Origin of the sequence: Paludibaculum fermentans (assembly GCF_015277775.1) — a bacterium.
Lineage (GTDB): Bacteria > Acidobacteriota > Terriglobia > Bryobacterales > Bryobacteraceae > Paludibaculum > Paludibaculum fermentans.
In genome coordinates, this window is record NZ_CP063849.1 from 1,116,714 (window position 1) to 1,133,661 (window position 16,948).

General features: G+C 63.3%; 14 protein-coding genes. 9 read left to right on the forward strand and 5 right to left on the reverse strand.

The genetic code is table 11. The features are described from left to right. Positions 1–87: 87 nt before the first annotated feature. The 5 genes from IRI77_RS04435 to IRI77_RS04455 all read right to left on the reverse strand — a co-directional run bounded on the left by IRI77_RS04435 (position 88) and on the right by IRI77_RS04455 (position 7,418). Complete coding sequence (locus tag IRI77_RS04435) at positions 88–2,151, reverse strand: sigma 54-interacting transcriptional regulator (RefSeq protein WP_228486597.1); 2,064 nt, start codon at positions 2,149–2,151, stop codon at positions 88–90. Between the two features lie 63 nt (positions 2,152–2,214). After that, positions 2,215–3,765, reverse strand: a complete 1,551-nt coding sequence (locus tag IRI77_RS04440) for a DHA2 family efflux MFS transporter permease subunit (protein WP_228486598.1) — start codon at positions 3,763–3,765, stop codon at positions 2,215–2,217. A 30-nt stretch (positions 3,766–3,795) separates the two neighbouring features. Further along, on the reverse strand, positions 3,796–4,998 hold the full coding sequence (locus IRI77_RS04445) for an HlyD family secretion protein (RefSeq protein WP_194450876.1): 1,203 nt from the start codon (positions 4,996–4,998) through the stop codon (positions 3,796–3,798). A 27-nt stretch (positions 4,999–5,025) separates the two neighbouring features. Continuing rightward, positions 5,026–6,321 (reverse strand): TolC family protein, encoded by a 1,296-nt coding sequence (locus tag IRI77_RS04450; RefSeq protein WP_194450877.1) that lies wholly within the window; start codon positions 6,319–6,321, stop codon positions 5,026–5,028. Between the two features lie 71 nt (positions 6,322–6,392). Further along, complete coding sequence (locus IRI77_RS04455; RefSeq protein ID WP_194450878.1) at positions 6,393–7,418, reverse strand: SPL family radical SAM protein; 1,026 nt, start codon at positions 7,416–7,418, stop codon at positions 6,393–6,395. Between the two features lie 144 nt (positions 7,419–7,562). Here IRI77_RS04455 and IRI77_RS04460 point away from each other — a divergent pair, with 144 nt between their 5' ends. From IRI77_RS04460 to IRI77_RS04500, 9 genes are all read left to right on the forward strand, one after another. After that, on the forward strand, positions 7,563–8,663 hold the full coding sequence (locus IRI77_RS04460) for a hypothetical protein (RefSeq protein ID WP_194450879.1): 1,101 nt from the start codon (positions 7,563–7,565) through the stop codon (positions 8,661–8,663). Positions 8,664–8,704: 41 nt separating this feature from the next. After that, positions 8,705–11,245, forward strand: coding sequence for a GH116 family glycosyl-hydrolase (locus tag IRI77_RS04465; RefSeq protein WP_194450880.1), 2,541 nt, complete (start codon positions 8,705–8,707; stop codon positions 11,243–11,245). Between the two features lie 338 nt (positions 11,246–11,583). Continuing rightward, entirely contained in the window at positions 11,584–12,798 is a 1,215-nt protein-coding gene (locus IRI77_RS04470; protein WP_194450881.1) for a hypothetical protein, read from the forward strand. A gap of 102 nt (positions 12,799–12,900) precedes the next feature. Beyond that, entirely contained in the window at positions 12,901–13,761 is an 861-nt protein-coding gene (locus tag IRI77_RS38300; protein ID WP_194450882.1) for an LssY C-terminal domain-containing protein, read from the forward strand. Beyond that, positions 13,758–14,093: an LssY C-terminal domain-containing protein gene (locus IRI77_RS38555; RefSeq protein WP_194450883.1), complete on the forward strand. Its 336-nt coding sequence runs from the start codon at positions 13,758–13,760 to the stop codon at positions 14,091–14,093. The genes IRI77_RS38300 and IRI77_RS38555 overlap by 4 nt, the downstream gene beginning before the upstream one ends. Beyond that, positions 14,036–14,920, forward strand: a complete 885-nt coding sequence (locus IRI77_RS04485) for a lipase family protein (RefSeq protein ID WP_194453945.1) — start codon at positions 14,036–14,038, stop codon at positions 14,918–14,920. Before IRI77_RS38555 ends, IRI77_RS04485 begins: the two co-directional genes overlap by 58 nt. Continuing rightward, positions 14,904–15,992, forward strand: coding sequence for a hypothetical protein (locus IRI77_RS04490; RefSeq protein WP_194450884.1), 1,089 nt, complete (start codon positions 14,904–14,906; stop codon positions 15,990–15,992). Before IRI77_RS04485 ends, IRI77_RS04490 begins: the two co-directional genes overlap by 17 nt. 11 nt (positions 15,993–16,003) lie before the next feature. Next, the gene (locus IRI77_RS04495) at positions 16,004–16,480 is read left to right on the forward strand and encodes a GNAT family N-acetyltransferase (protein ID WP_194450885.1); all 477 of its coding nucleotides are present in this window, start codon (positions 16,004–16,006) and stop codon (positions 16,478–16,480) included. Then, entirely contained in the window at positions 16,477–16,941 is a 465-nt protein-coding gene (locus tag IRI77_RS04500; protein WP_194450886.1) for a hypothetical protein, read from the forward strand. The genes IRI77_RS04495 and IRI77_RS04500 overlap by 4 nt, the downstream gene beginning before the upstream one ends. The last annotated feature ends 7 nt before the right edge of the window (positions 16,942–16,948 follow it).

Below are 16,948 nucleotides of genomic sequence, written 5' to 3' on the forward strand. Positions count from 1 at the left end.
ATCCGCATGGGGAACAGGCGTGCCGATCGTGTCGAGGGATCATTGCCGGATGGCGGACGGCGGGCTGCCGGTGAGAACCGGTCCCGTTCAGACCGGGCGGGCGATGCCCAGCTTCTTCATTCGCGATTGCAGGGTGGTGCGCTTCATCCCCAAACGAGCGGCCGCACCGCCTTCACCGCTCAACTGCCACTTGGACTCCCGCAGGACTTGCAGGATATGGACGCGCTCGGCTTCCTCCAGCGTCAGGGAGGCCTGCACCGCTGCCGAGGGCGATGCCCCGTCGGGTAGAGCCGCATTCTTCAGCTCACTCAGGGGCACCCGCAGCAGTTCGTTCGGCGACAGGATCACCGCGCGCTCCATCAGATTCTCCAACTCGCGCACATTGCCGGGCCAGTCGTAGCGGGTCAATGCCTCCATGGTCTCGCCGGGAATCCGCTCGATCCGGCGGCCCATGCGGCGCGCGAACTTCTGCACGAAGTGCCGCACCAGCAGCGGGATGTCGTCGCGCCGCGACCGCAGCGGCGGCAGCAGCACCGGGAATACGTTCAGCCGGTAGAACAGGTCCATGCGGAAGCTGCCATCGGCCACCATCTGCTGCAGGTTGCGGTGGGTCGCCGCCACCAGGCGTACGTTCACCTTCAGGGTCTTTGTCCCGCCGAGCCGCTCGAACTCATGTTCCTGCAGGGCTCGCAGCAATTTCGGCTGCAGCTCCAGCGGGATGTCGCCTACCTCGTCCAGGAACAGGGTCCCTTCGTGCGCCAGCTCAAACCGGCCCAGTTTTTGCTGGATCGCACCGGTGAATGCGCCGCGCTCGTGTCCGAACATTTCGCTTTCCAGCAAGCCCGTCGGGATCGCCGCGCAGTTCAGTTTGACAAAGGTGCGCTGCGCGCGCGGGCTGAGCTCGTGGATCGCCCGCGCAATCAGTTCCTTGCCGGTGCCGGTCTCGCCGATGATCAATACGCTCGCGTCGGTCGGCGCCACGGTCTGCACCTGTTGCAGGACGGCGCGGAACGCTGCGTTGTCGCCGATCATCTCGCGGAAGTCGTACTCGGTGCGGATCTCCTCCTCCAGGTAGAGCTTCTCATCGGACAGCTTGTCGCGCAGTACCTGGATCTCGCGAAACGCGAAGGTGTTGGACACCGCAATCGCGATTTGCGCGGCCACTTGCGTCAGGAACTGGACGTCCTCATCGTGGAACGCGTTCTTCTCGAAGCTGCTCAGGTTTAGCGTGCCGATCACCTTGCCGCGCACAATCAGGGGCACGCTGACAGCACTCTGGAAGCCCTCTTCCAGCAGCCGCCGGGAGACCGGGCTGTCGAACTCCATCAGCTTGGCGCGATCCGCGATCAGGGGCTTCTGGGTTTCCACCGCGATCCGGGCGGGGGAGAGTCCCAACGGGATATCCATTCCCTCCTTCATGAACAGTTCACCGCTGGGGTAGTCCAGCGCGTAGAGCTGCATTACCGCGCGATCGGGCGAAAGCACTGCCAGGCTCGCGTAGTCGTGAGCCACCACGCGCCGCAGTCCGCCGACGATCCCGGAGAAGAGCGCTCTTGGCTCCAGCGAGCCCATCAGCGCATTCGTGATCTCCAGTAGGACGTTCAGCCGGTCACGTTCATGCTCTAGCTTCTTCTGGAAGCAGAGGGCCTTCTCGTAGTTGAGGACGTTGTCGACAGCCACCGCCACCTGCGACGACACATGCTGCATGAACTCGATTTCGCGCCGCTCGAAGGGTTTCCGATGAGTCCGGCCGAAGCCAAGGGCGCCCAACTTGCGCTGGGCTGTCGTGAGCGGCAGGTAGGCGCTGGAAGCGACTCCGTTCTCGCGCAGCTTGCTCATCAGGTAAGGCCAGCGTTGCTCCTGGGCCAGATCGTCGATCAGCACTGGAGCCTGCTTCCTCCAGGACAAGCCCGCCGGCGACTCATCGACCTTCATCGCGGGGTTGGGTACTTCGGGGATGTGGCCGTCGCTCGTTTCCAGCCAGTGCATCCGCATCTCGTCACGCGCCGCATCGTGCAACACGATGGTGACGTAATCCAGCTCCACCACCTTGGGCAGGCTGTTGTACAGGTCGCGCAGTAAAGCCTGCATATCCTGATGCCTCAGAATGGACCGCGAGACATCGAGCAGGGCCAGGAAGCTGTCGTCCACCCTTATAGGGTAGCCTGTCGGCGCCAGCTCTCAGCGTGCAACTGATCGCTGCCAGTGCCCGGCTCAGTCGATGTGAATCGGTCCGGTTGTGACTCCGCTCTTCTTCAGGAAGAACGTCAGGGGCACGGCCGCCGCGAACAGCAATGCCAGCACCCAGAAGCCATCGATGAATGCCAGCAGTGTGGCATTCTTCACAGTCAGTCCGTACATCATGCCAAAGGCCTTTTGCGCCGCATCGGCCGCGCTGGACCCGCCCAGTTGCATGACGTGCTGCGTGGACTCCAGCATCGACCGGTAGGCCCCGTCCAGCGGCGTCAGGTGGTCCACCAGGCGATTCTGGTGGAACTGCGCCCGCCGCGCCAGCAGCGTGCTCGCCATGGCGATGCCCGCGCTGCCGCCTACGTTGCGCGCCAGGTTGATGATGCCCGTCGCGTAGCTCGTCTTCTCCTTCGCGATGAAGTTGAACGCCATCGCGTTGATGGGCACGAACAGGAAGGCCAGGCCGAGGCTCTGCACCGCGCGGGCCGCCGCGAAGGTTCCAAAGTCGGCCTGCAGGCTGAATCTCGTCATCATCCACAGGCCAATGGCCGAGATGCTGAAGCCTACTGCCACCAGGCGCCGTGCCTCGAACTTGCGCAGCAGAATGCCCACCACCGGCATCATCAGCAGGATCACCAGGCCGCCGGGCGACAGTACCTCGCCGCTCAGCGTGGCGGTGTAACCCATCAACTGCTGCAGGAACAGCGGCATCAGCATCGTGCTGCCGTAGAGCACAAACCCGAGGATGAACATAGCCACCGTCGACAGCGCGAAGTTCCGCTCCTTCAGCAGCCGGAAGTCCACCACCGGATTCTTCTGGCGCAGTTCCCACCAGACTACTCCGACCAGTCCCAGCACGGCCAGGAAGGCGGAACGCACGATGAACTGCGAACCGAACCAGTCGTTGCGCTGGCCTTCGTCCAGTACGATCTCGAGGGAAGCCAGGCCCACCGTCAGCAGGCTCAGGCCGATGTAATCCAGCTTCGATTCCTTCATGCTGACGCGGTGGAGGTAAGGCGGATCGTGGATCAGCCAGTTCGTCAGCGCCAGCGACAGCAGGCCCACCGGGATGTTGATGAAGAAGATCCAGCGCCACGAGAAGTTGTCGGTGATCCAGCCGCCCAGCGTCGGTCCGATGACCGGCGCCAGCACGACGCCCATGCCGTAGATCGCCATGCCCATGCCTTGCTTGTCCGCCGGGAAACTTTCGCGGACGATCGCCTGCGACACCGGCTGCAGCGCGCCGCCGCCCACGCCCTGCAGCACGCGGAACAGGATCAGCATGCCCAGGCTCAGCGCAAAGCCGCACATCAGCGAGCTGATGGTGAACAGCAGCACGCAGACCATGTAGAACCGCTTGCGGCCGAACAAAGCCGACAGCCAGCCGCTCAGCGGCAGGATGACCGCGTTCGAGACCAGGTAGGACGTCAGTACCCAGGTGCTCTCGTCCACCGATGCCGAGAGACTTCCGGCGATGTGCGGCAGCGCGACGTTGGCCACGCTCGTATCCAACACTTCCATGAACGTGGCCAGCATCACGACCAGCGCGATGGTCCACGGACTTGGCTTCTTCATGGCGCCCTCCAGATCCTCTCCGCGCTGCCCTTACTTCGTCACGATCGTAGCTTCCACATTCAGCCCGGGGCGCAACAACATGCCCTCCGGCAGCTTGTCGAGGACGATCTTCACCGGCACCCGCTGTACGACTTTCACGAAGTTGCCGGTCGCGTTCTCAGGCGGCAGCAGGCTCATGCGGGCGCCCGTCGCTCCGGCCACGGAATCCACCCGGCCGGTCACCTTGCGGCCCAGCATGTCGACTTCAATCTCGGCCTTCTGGCCCGGCCGCACATCGCGCAACTGCGTCTCCTTGAAGTTCGCCGTCACCCATGTGCCTTGCAGCGGGATCAACATCAGCAGGCCCTGGCCGGGCTGCAGAATCTGGCCCTGCTCCACGCTCTTGCGCGTCACCACGCCCGCCACCGGAGCCTTGATCTGCGTGTAGCTCAACTGCAGTTCGGCATAGGCCAGGTTGGCCTTGGCCTGCTCAATGGACGCCAGGGCCGACTGCGCTTCCGCCGACCGCACCGATACCTGCTTCTGCCCGGCCCGCGCCTGGGAGACCGCCGCCTTCGACTGATCCACCCGCGCCCGGGCCGCCATGATCGCCGCGCGTTTGTTCTCAGTGTCCTTGCCGGCCGAGTCCAGCTTCTCCTTCGCCGCCTGCCACTGGCTCTCGGCGACCCGCGCCGCCGCCACATAGGCGTCATATTGCTGCCGCGAGATCTCCTGCTTCTCGGCCAGCGGGCCCATGCGTTCGAGATCCGCCTGCGCCTTCTCGTTATTGGCCTTCATCGCCGCCACATTCGCCTTGGCGTAAGCCAGTTCCGAGCCGGCGGACTGTTCGAGGTTGACCTGTGCCCGCAGCAGTTCGGCCTCGGCCGTCTGCAACTGCGCCTGGGCTCCGGCTGTGTTGCTGGAGGTCGTCTCGGCCGTCAGGGGCACGCTCACCGCGGCCGCCGCCGATTGACTCTCGGCCAGCGCCAGCGCGGCTCGCGCCTGCTGGACTTTCACTTCGTAATCCCGCGCGTCGATCTCGACCAGGACATCCCCGGGCTGAACCGCCTGGTTGTCGTTCACCGCCACACGCGCGACGTTGCCATACACCTTCGAGGCCACCGGCACCAGGTTTCCATCCACCTGGGCGTTGTCCGTCGTCTCCCGGCCCTGCAGGCTCAGGAAGGCCATCGAGCCCAGCGCGATGGCGACCACCGCGGCGCTGGCGGCGATGATTTTCCAATTGCGATTCATGTGCGTGTTCTCCTTCATCCCTGTCGCTTAGCGTGCGTACATCAGTTCCATCTGGCCCGTGGCTCGCGCCAGTTCGGCGCGCGCCTGGTTGTAGCGGTAGAGCGCCGCGATCTGCTGGTCGCTGGCCCTCGCCAATTCGTCCTGCGCGGTGATGACTTCGATGTTGTTGGCCACTCCCGCCGAGAAGCGGTCGCGCGCCTGCGTGACCTCTTCCTTGGCCAGTTCCACGGTGGAGTTGGCCACATCCACCTGCGTCCGGGCGGCCTTGAGTTCCGCCTGCGACGTTTTCACTTCCTGCCCGATCTGGTTCTCCAGCTCCTGCCGCTGCTGCTGCAGCTTCTTGATCTCGATTTGAGCCTTCGCCGTGACCGCGCCAATGCGGCCGCCGGTGTAGATGGGCATGCTCAGCTCGGCGGCGTAGCTGTACGCCGGAATCGCGTTGTTCGGATGCGTGCCCTGCAGGCTGTAGCCGGCGTTGACGCTCAATTTGGGGAGATTCTCGGCCTTTGCGGCCTTCTCCTCGAGTTCCAAGCTCCGCATGCGGGCGGCCAGCACCTTCATCTCGGGACGTTGCTGCAGCGCCGAAGTCACCGCGCTCTCACCCGGGAATTCGGGGGTCTGGAAGAAGCTGCCTGCGTCGTCAAGTTCGACTGCAGGCACGTTCAGAATGCGTGCCAGCGCATACAAAGAGGTTTCAAACTGGGTCCTGGCCACGATCAGCCGCTGCTGCTCGTTCTGCATCTGGACCTGGGCGCGCAGGGTGTCGATCTTCGTACCCGCGCCGTTCTTCTGCAGGTCGGAGGCGAGATCGAAGAGCGCCTTCGCCAGATCGTAGCGGGATTGCGCTGCTGTGATGTCGGCGGAGGCCCGCAGACTGCCGAGGTATTGCGAGACCACCAGCAGGACATACTGTTCGCGGGTCGAGAGCTCCTGCGCCGTCTCGCTGTCCACCAACGCCTTCGATGCCTTATAGCGGTTCCACAGGCTCAAGTCGAAAACCGAGAGCGACGCTTCCGCGCCGGGCTGAAAGATGGGGAAGGGACCGACGTGCTGGGGGAATCCGGGGATCCGCTTGCCCAGGGTGGCTTCGATGTTGCCGCGCTGGACCTTCTCAGAGACCGCAAGACCAACCTGGGGCAGCAGCCCGGACTTCGCGATGACCGAGTTCTGCTGGCTCTCGGCGATGGAGAGCTTGGCAATCTGGATCTGGGGATTCTGCCGCAAAGCCAGATCCACTGCGCCGCGCAGGCTGAGCTTTACGGCCGGCTGCTGACCCTGTGCCGCCACCAGCGCCAGGGGGAGGAGCCAAACTACTTTGTTCATCGTCGTCATCTCCGTATGCCTCTAAGAAAGCAGGCCGGATGCCAGACGACCGGGTAAATCAAATCAAGAAGTTAACAGGAAGATCGCTCGCGTTGCCGATATTTCGGCGCCGAAATGTCGACAAGTGCCGAATTATCGGCAGGCTCGCTGGTGGAGAAGTCGAAAGAAGCTTGCCACTTGGGTGCATTTTCCGGCCAACGGGCGGACAAGCCGTACTCCGCCCTCAGCTCACGGAGGATCTCCTTGATCCGGTCGGGGTAGGCGCCGCGGATCGTCGCTTGTTTGTCGAAGTGGTCCCGGTATGACCGGGCCAGGTGCGGAAATGACCTCTCCAGGAACGGCACAAACACCGCTCGCGCGCTGTCGCGCAGGAAGACAACCTGGGCCCCAAAGTTCTTCGCGCCCGCCTCCACGGCCGCTTTGGCGACGGCGGCCAGGCTCTCCTTCGAGTCGTTGATGGCAGGCATCACCGGGCAGGCAAAGACACTGGTTTCAATGCCTTGTGAGCTAAGCAAGCGAAGTGCCGCCAGCCGCAGGTCCGGCCTAGGAGCCATCGGTTCCAGCAGACGAGCCAGGGCGGCATCAGTGGTTGTAACCGTCATGTTCACCCGGACATTGTTCGATCGCGCGATCTTCACTAAGAGATCCACATCGCGCGCCACGAGGTCGGACTTGGTCGTGATGGCAATGTTGAAGCTCTGCCGCCGGGCAAAGACCTCCAGCACCTTGCGCGTGAGGCCGTAGCGCCGCTCCGCTGGTTGGTAGGGATCCGTGGCCGTCCCGATCGCGATCCACTCGTCCGGCCGGACCGTGCGTAACTCGGCCGTGAATCCGGCGAGGTCAAACTGCTTGGCAAAGATCTTCCGTTCAAAGTCCATCGGTTCGCGATACTCCATGAATTCATGGGTATAGCGTGCATAGCAGTATTGGCAGCCAAACTCGCAGCCGCGATAGGGGTTGATCGTCCACTCGAAGGGCATGCGCTCCCCTGTGCAGCGGTTGAGCAGATGGCGCGTGTCCAGTTCCCGGTATTCGACCCGCGCCTTCTGCTCCAACTGCCCGCCAGCTCGGGCCAGTTTGGCGATGCCGGAGAACATGCCTCTAGTTTCGCTGTTTGTTCGCTATCTGTCAACCATTTTGTTCGCCAGGCTTGTCCGAATCCTCAGTTGGATGTACAGTTTCCATAACCGGGTAAATCTCGCTTCAATCGGTCCCGAATAAACCGCTAATTTGGAGGACGCATGAGGCTATTTGCAGCGATCGTCACGGAGGACACGGAGGTCCCCGAGACGCAGATGTTGGACGGGCTCGACAAAGCCAAGACGAAGATGGAACGCCTGGAACAGGCCGTTGCGGACTCGTACAGGGACATCCAGCAGTCCCTGCAGGCTCACCCCGTCATGTCCTGGCAGGCAGTATTCCTCGCGCCGGAGTACTACTTTTCCAAGCAAAGGGAGGTGAATGACCGTTTCTTTTCCCAGAACATTAAGCAGTGGGTGCTCCACCGGCTGGTGGCGCTGGCCAAGCAGTACCCCAAGTTCCTGATCATTCCCGGCACCGTGCTGTGGACGAAGAAGGCGTACACGACCACGAAGACCGTGACGCCCAGCGGTATGGACCAGGAGAAACATGCGGTCAACGCCAACCGCGTGGCCAAGGCGAAAACCAGGATCCAGAACGCCGCCCCGTTCGGGACCGAGACCCAGGCCAAGGGCTGGGCTTTCCAGAACAATTCCGCCTTCACCACCACCCCCGCCAAGATGCTGGACAAGGCGGACGTGATGGAGACTCGGATCGCGCAGAACGTGGCTTATGTGTGCCTGGGCGACCAGGTAATCAAGTATCACAAGGTCGGCAACTACAAGGAGGTGGAAGGGGAGCAGGGCAACATCGTCTTCGTGCCGGGCAACATCGTGGGCCGCTTCTCAGTGGGCGGGGTCAAGTATGGCCTGGAGATCTGCATGGACCATGCCCTGGGCGTGCTGGGGTCCACCATCAACGCGCCCACCGATAAGGTCCACATCGCGCTGATTGTCTCGTCGTACGTCTCGAACAAGGGGTCCACAAACGCCGCGGTGACCCTGCACTCCTCCACCATGGAGCAGCAGATGTTTGTCGATACCAACACGAACTATGCGACGACGACGGGCACCGCTCCGGTGCGGTTTGAGGGCGGCGGAACCGGGCGGCTGGCGCTCGGCCTGACCCACAACCCAATTCGCAAACCGTCCTATACGATCTGGGTCATCGATCTGGACGACAATCTGCTGGGGATCAACAACGTCTCCACTTACCAGTTGGGCGGGACCAACCTGGACAGTATCGGGGACAAGTATTTCTAGCCGCCTGCCGGAGCCCTGCAATTTGAGGTAATGTGGGGCGCATGCAGACCGATCGTCGTTCGTTCCTCAAGATCGCCAGCGCCACCCCCGCCGCTCTATCCGCCCAGATCGCACCGCCCGGCGCGAGTGGCGGGGTGCCCTGGCCTCGCAGGTTCGCCGGCGTCCAACTGCAACAGATCGCTTTCCCGCTGGGCGGCATCGCGGCTGGTTCCATTTCGCTGGGTGGCCGCGGCCAACTGCGCGACTGGGAGATCTTCAATCGTCCCGACAAAGGCAACGCGCCCAACTATGCACTGCCCGCCATCTGGGCTCAGGTGGGTGACCGCAAGCCCGTCGCCAAGATCGCCGAGGCGCGCTACCTGCCGCCGTACGAGGGATCGAGTGGATTGGGGTCCAACAATATGCCCGGCATGCCGCGCATGGATACAGCGGTCTTCACCGGTTCTTACCCCATGGCCCACATCGACTTCCGCGATCGCCGCCTGCCGGTGCGGCTGTCGCTGGAGGCCTTCACGCCCATCTTTCCGCTCGACGCGGATGAGTCGGGCCTGCCCGTAGCGATTCTGCGCTACAAAGTATCGAATCCGGCCAATGTGCCGGCCAAAGTGGCTCTCTGCTACTCGATCGACAATGTGGTGGATAAGGGCGACGGGCGGACCAACGAAGAGAAGACCTCCGGCGCCTTGCACGGCTTAGTGATGTCGAATCCAGGGCTTGCGGGTGACCACGAGCTCAAGGGCGACTTCACCCTGGCTGCTTTGGGTGACGGCGAAGTCAGCTTCTGGCGCGGCTGGCCGAAGGGCCGCTGGTGGAATAGCCCCATGCTGTTCTGGGACGAATTCTCCGCCAAAGGGCGCCTGGAGAAAGAACCGGATCCGCGCAACGCCGTGGGCGCCGTGTCGATCCGCAAAGAGATCCCGGCCGGCGGTTCCGCCGATTTCACTTTCATCCTGGCCTGGCACTTCCCCAACCGGACGCCGGGCCGCTGCGGCTGGCACTCCGACAAGGGCGACGAGAAGACGCTGATCGGCAACTACTACTCGACGCGGTTCAAGGACTCCTGGTCGGCGGCGGAGTATCTGGCGACCAACCTGCCGGTGCTGGAGAAGAAGACCCGGGCGTTTGTCCAGGCGATGCGCGATTCCACGCTGCCCGGCGCGGTGAAGGATGCCGCGATGAGCAACATCTCGACGCTGGCCACGACCACCAGTTTCCGTACCTCCGACGGCGAATTCCACGGCTTCGAGGGCGTCAACGACAAGCAGGGGTGCTGCCACGGATCGTGCACCCACGTCTGGAACTACGAGTCGACCACGGCGATGGTTTATCCGACGCTGGCGCGCAGCCTGCGCAATGCAGTGTTCGGCCACATGATGGACGAGCGCGGGGCGATCCACTTCCGCGAGACCCTGCCCACCAAAGGCGCGCGATCGGGCCTGGCGGCGGCCGACGGGCAGATGGGCCAAATCATGAAAGCCTACCTGGACTGGCGGCTGTGGGGCGACCGCGCGTGGTTGAAGAAGATCTATCCGGCGGTGAAGAAGTCCATTGAATTCTGCTGGGTACCGGGCGGCTGGGACGCGAACAAAGACGGCGTGATGGAGGGCGCGCAGCACAACACGTACGACGTCGAGTTCTACGGGCCGAATCCGATGTGCGGCATCTACTACCTGGGGGCCCTCAGGGCAGGGGAGGAACTGGCTAAGGCTTCCGGCGATGCGGCGTTTGCCAAGGAGTGCCGCGGCCTCTATGAGCGCGGGCGGCAATGGATCGAAGCCAATCTTTTCAACGGCGAATACTTCATCCAGAAGGTGCAGGGGACGAAGAAGTCGACCGTAGCGAAGGCCCTGATCTCCGACATGGGCAGCGAGGACACGGAAAACCCCGAATACCAGATGGGGAATGGGTGTCTGGTCGATCAGCTCATCGGGCAGTACCAGGCCGAGGTCTGCGGTCTGGGACCGTTGGTCAGCGAGGCGATGATCGAGAAGACCCTGAAGTCGATCTACCAGTACAACTATAAGCGGGAGATGTTCGATCACGAGTGCGTGCAGCGCACGTACATCCTCAACGACGAGGCCGGGCTGGTGGTGTGCGACTACGGCAAAGGGACGCGGCCGCATATCCCGTTCCCGTATTACGGCGAGGTCTTTACGGGGCTGGAACATGCGACGGCTTCCCACCTGATCTACGCCGGGATGGCGGCCGAGGGCATGGAGTGTTTCGTGAATGTCCGCATGCGCTACGACGGCCAGCGGCGCAATCCGTGGAACGAAGCCGAGTGCGGCCACCACTACGCCCGGGCGATGTCCGCCTGGAGCGGCATCCTCGCTTTGACCGGCTTTGTATACCACGCTCCGGAGAAGAAGCTGATCCTGAAGCCGCAGCATAAGTTGACGGAATTGAAGTGCTTCTGGTCGACAGCCAGCGGCTGGGGCACCTTTGAACTGGGCTCGGCCGGGCTCAGGATTAACGTGGAAGACGGGTTCCTGGATCTGGCTGAGGTGGAACTGGCCAAGCGGTCGGTCAAGCTGCCGGAGCCAGTCAGGATCGCCCCAGGCCAACCGTACAAGATCGCCTGAAATAAATGTCCCTTCATCCGGCTGAATTTCGCTAAAAGAACTAGGACCGCCGAGGCAGCCCATGAGTGGCCTGCCCGGCCTTCCCGGCACGGCTGGTTCACGTCTGCGAGCTCTCCCTCCGCAACATTTGTCCCGCGTGCCCTGGAGATTCCGTACTTGGCGCACCGTCTTGCAGCGCCGAGGGCGAAACTCAGCACTGGGGGAGCCGCCGCTACCTCGGCTCCCTCGCTTTTCCCCGTGCATCAATTTGCTGGCCCTCGTAACCTGCCAGGCCGGTTCGCGCATCCAATCGGGAGAGGGCGTGCACTGGCGCGCCTGTGCGGAGGAGGGTCGAGTTCATGTACAAGCTGCTGATTGGATTGCTGGCGGCAGTCTGCCTGTACGCCGGCGAACCGGAAGCGCTGAAAATTGACGCGGACATCCGGGATCGGCACATGCCGTACCTGATGGTGATGGATCCGGTCTTCGAGGCGGCGGACAGCACGAACATCGTGGGATACACGCGATGCGGCGACTCCGCGATCTGGACCGGCCACTACCTGGCGGCCCAGAGCTATCGCTGGAATGTGACGCGGTCGCCGGAAGCCCTGGCCAACGTGATGGACGCGTTGAACGGCATCCGCAAGCTGCTGGATGTGACCGGTGTGGATGTTCTCTCGCGGTGCGCGGTTCCGGCGGACTCGGACTGGGCAACCGGCATCATGAGCGAAGAGAGCGCGCATGGCATCCGGTCGGGTGTGGTGGATGGCCAGAGCTACCTTTGGGCGGGCAATACCTCCCGCGATCAGTACTCCGGGGTATTCTTTGGGCTCACGGCGGCCTGGAATCTGGTGGACGACCAACTGGTGCACGATTGGGTGTCGATGCTGGCCACCCGCATGTTGAACAATCTGCTGGATCACGGCTGGCTGGTGAGGATGCCGGAAGGGGACATCTCGACGACGTTCCTGGCCCGGCCGGACCAGCAATTGAGCCTGCTGAAGCTGGGTCGGCGGTGCAACCCGAAGCGGTTCGAATCGGCCTACAAGTCGCTGGCGAATCTGGCGGGGTACACCACGGTGGTGCCCATCGCCCTGGAAGTCCAGGATCCCTATAACTCGTACTTCAAGTTCAACCTCGATCACATCAACTACTACAATCTGCTGACCAGTGGAGACAGTTGGTGGATCCGGCAGAACTATGAAAACGGCTTCGATGTCCTGCGCAAGACGACCGACGACCATGCCAATCCGTTCTTCGACATCATTGATACGGCCATCAACGGCCGGACGGAGCAGCGGGACGAGCATGTCAGAACGTATCTGGAGCAGTGGCTGCAGCGCGGACGCCGCGACACCTGGACGGACCTGAGGCCCATCTACCCCAGTTGCGGCGGCGACGAGAATCGCGCCTGCGAGGTGATTCCGGTGACCGAGCGCCCGCCAACGGACTTCCTGTGGCAGCGCAGCCCGTTCCAACTCTACGGCGGCCTGTACGGGACCATCGAAGGTGCGGGGATCGACTACATCCTGCCTTACTGGATGGCCCGGTATTACGGCGTGCTCAGCGAGTAGAACTCCGCCGCGCCTCCGGATTTGCGGTAATCTGGCGCATGAGGGGGCTGGATTATGCCGTACGCCGCGCGAGTGTGCCAACACGCAGTCCAGGGCCAAGGATTGCGCTGTTTTCTAAGCCTGTGGATCTGTGCGATCGCATTGCCGGTGTTGGGTTTAGCCGCTGATCCGGCGGTCAAGCAGATCACCGTCGACGGCAAGCAAGCGTGGGTCGATACGGGGATCGACGTGCAATCCGGCGACATGGTCAAGATTGAGGCCGAGGGCTCCCTGAAGTATGCCGATGCGGCGCAGAGCTCCAACCCCGAAGGGCTCGCCCGCGGTTGGAAGGATCTCATTCGGGTACTGCCCGTGAATGACGCCGGCCGCGGCGCCCTCATCGGCCGCATTGGTTCCGACGATTCCGCGCGGCCCTTCTTCATAGGCGCCCGGCGCGAGAGCCGCATGCCGGTCCCCGGGCGGCTGTTTGTCGGCCTGAACTCCGGCAGTTCGACGGCGGAAGGCGAGTATAAGGTGACGATCCAGGTCACCAGCCGGGCCAAGGATACGGAAACCGAGTTCAAAGGAGTGCTGCCGCCGGTCACGGATGCCGACTTGGCCAAGATCCCGCGGCGTGTCGTGGACAAGGACGGCAACGAAGGCGACCGCGTCAATTTCCTGGTGCTGGGCACTGAGGAGCAGGTGAAGCAGGCGCTGCAATCCGTGGGCTGGGTGACGGTGGATCGCAGCGTGAAGGATACGCTGCTGCGGGGCGCGCTGGGCACGTTGTCCAAGCAGGCCTACCTGACCATGCCGATGAGCGAACTCATGGTCTTCGGGCGCGCGCAGGATTACGGCTTCGCCATGTCGGATCCGATCAAGACGGTCATGGCGCGCCATCATTTCCGCATCTGGAAGGCGCCGTTCGAGGTGGGCGGGCTGACGTTGTTTGTCGGCGCGGGCACGCACGACATCGGTTTTTGACAAGGACCAGCGCAACGGCAATTATCACCCACAAGATCGATCCCGATACCGACCTGGAGCGCGAGTACATTGGTGAAACGCTGAAGCAGAGCGGCCAGGTGGTGAAGCTCGACTACGTGACGCCGAAGGATACGGTGACGAAGGCCAAGACCGCGCATGGCGAGGAGTTCCACCGACGGGCGGGTCCTGGTGGTCTACCTGAAGCCGGAGAACGGCGACGTTTCCGAGCAGTTCAGCGACTACTTCTGCTCCGTGCTGGCGCAGAACAACCCGGATGGGGACCTGGGGCCGTGCAGCGAAGTGGCTGCAGACGCCGGGCAAGAGCGATATGAAGCTGGGGGAGATCTCGAAGGACTACCGGATTCTGATTGTGCCCGGCATCATGAACACCTGCGTCGCCGATACTCCGGCCTACGACAAGGGCCGCAAGGCGCTGACAGACAAGTACGGACTGACGACGGAATTGCTGTCCGTTCCGAATGATTCCAGTGAGGCGAACGCCAAGGCGATCGCGTCGTTCATCCAGGAGAAGATGAAGGACGACAAGCGCAAGTTCATCGTGGTGGGGTACTCGAAGGGCACGCCCGACCTGCAGGTGGCGCTGGCACAGGAGGCGGGCGTGAAAGAGAACGTCGCGGCGTTCATCAGCACGGCGGGCGCCTCCGGCGGATCGCCCGTGGCCGATTCGTTGCCGATGCAGCTCGACGCGTACCTGTCGAAAGTGAAGCAGGGCAAGTGCCAGGGCAACCTGGCCGAGGGCTTCAAGAGCCTCAAGAAAGATGTGCGGCAGCGCTTCCTGTCCTCCTATCCGCACCCGATGGTACCCACCTATTCGCTGGCCGCCGTGACCACGGCGGAATCGGTGCCGAAGACCGCCGCGCAGACTTTCAAGATGCTGTCGGCGTGGGATAAGTACAACGACAGCCAACTTCTGAAGCTGGACCAGATCATCCCGGAGTCGAAGTACCTGGGCGTCGTGAACTCCGACCACCTGAACGTCGCCCTGTCGATGGGCAGCACCTTTCCGCGAGCCGCGCTGCTGGAAGCGACCGTGCGCTTCGTCATTGACGACCTGAGCAAGAGCGGAGTGATCAAACCCGCCGAGACGACCAAGACTGAACCCAAGAAGAAGAGTTGGGCGGATGGGTTTGGGAATTAGCGTCTGGGCCGGATTGGTTCTGGCTGCCGCGGCCTTCGCGGCGGAGACTCCGCCCGTGGGGCAGGTGATCGAGCGCGTGAGCGTCGTGGGCAACGACCGGCACAGTTACGCCTTGTACCTGCCTTCCCAGTACACGCCCGAGCGGAAGTGGCCGCTGCTGGTGTGTCTGGATCCGGGCGGGCGCGGCAAGCTGCCGGTGGAGCGTTTCGCCGCGGCGGCCGAGAAATACGGCTTCATCGTGGTGGGTTCCAACAACTCGCGCAACGGCCCGATGTCGGTGTCGGCCGAGGCGATTATGGTGTTGGGGGAGGAGTTGCCGCGGCGCTACTCCATCGATGAAACGCGCCGGTTCGCCTGCGGGCTTTCCGGAGGGTCGCGCGTGGCCCTGTCGTGGGCCCAGGCCGCGGGCCTGAACGGCGTCATCGCCAACGCGGCGGCATTCGGTCCCAGCGGCATCCCCAAGCAGAAGCCCTTTTCGATCTATGCCGTGGCTGGCGTCGACGATTTCAACTACCACGAGGTGTACGCGATGGCGCTGGACCTGGGCCAGCGCGGTTGGCCTGTGAGATTTGCCGAGTTTGACGGAGGCCACGAGTGGCTGCCTGCCGCGAGAGCCGATGAAGCATTGCAGTTCCTGTCGGGCCAGGTGGGTCCGCAGGCTCCGCCCGACTCGAAAGAGGAGCGGAAGGCGGCCGACCGGTTTGCGCGCATGACTGCCGAGCTGGCGAACGGCGATGAGGGTTCGCAGAAGTCGATTGTCGGCAGTTGGAAGAAACAGGCGGAGAAACCCGATGGCCGCGTGGCCCGGCAGGCGCTGGCCTGGGCATTCATCCGCTCCATGGAAGAGGGCCGCCAGTTGCTGGCCAGCCACAAGTACCTGGAGGCGGCGGCGATGGCGGACATCGGCGTACTGGTGAGACCGGAAGCGCCCAATGCCTGGATGGCCGTGGCTGAGGCGCAGGCCGCGCTGGGCGATAAGAAGAAGGCGCGCTTGGCGCTGGGTAAGGCGGAAGAACTGGGGTTTCGCGATCAGGAACGGGTAGCCGCCCTGCGTGAGCGGCTGGGCCGTTAGAAAGACGAGTTATGGAGTACACCATCAGGCCGGTGGCCGCCAGCGAGCTGGAGCTGGTGCTGCGTCACCGGATCGGGATGTTCCGTCAGATGGGTTACGAGTCGGAAGCGGAGTTGGCCCGCATTCGCGGTCTATCCGAGCCTTTCTTCGCAGCCGCGCTGAGCAACGGGACTTACAAAGCGTGGGTGGCGGTGGATGAGAGCGGCGCAGCAGCCGCCGGAACGGGTGTGCTGTTACTGCCGTACCAGCCGGGCCCGAACGACACGCGGGCGGAACGCGCTTTCATCATCAACGTCTACACGGAGCCGCAGCATCGCCGGCAAGGCTTGGCCCGGAAACTGATGGGAGTCGCTGTGGACTGGTGTCGCGAGGCCGGGTTCGCCATTGTCTCGCTGCATGCCAGCAATGAGGGGCGGCCGTTGTATGAGTCGTTAGGCTTCCAGGCGACCAACGAGATGCGTCTGCCGCTGCGAAAGGATCGCGCATGAGTCTGCTGAGACACGCACTGGCCACACTGGCATACAGGGCAGGGAAGGCGGTCAGGGACTTGCCCGCGGAGGCGGCGGAATACCGGGCGTACCCGGGCAGCCGGTCTCCGGTGGAGATCCTGGCTCATATGGGCGACCTGCTGGATTGGGCGTACGCGATGGCGAGCGGTGCTCCGGTGTGGCGGAACTCCGCGCCGCTGCCCTGGCCCCGCGAGGTCGAGCGCTTTTTCGCGGCACTCGGGAAGTTCGACAGCTACCTCGCCAGTGGAGCGCAGGTGCATGCCACGGAGGAGCGGCTGTTCCAGGGGCCGGTGGCGGACGCCTTGACGCATACGGGGCAGCTTGCCATCCTGCGCCGTTTGGCGGGACACCCGATGCGGGGGGAGAACTATTTCAAGGCCGAGATCACGGTGGGCGTGGTGGGGTTGGAGCAGCCTCCTCCTACCTTGGAATTTGGGTGAAGGGCCG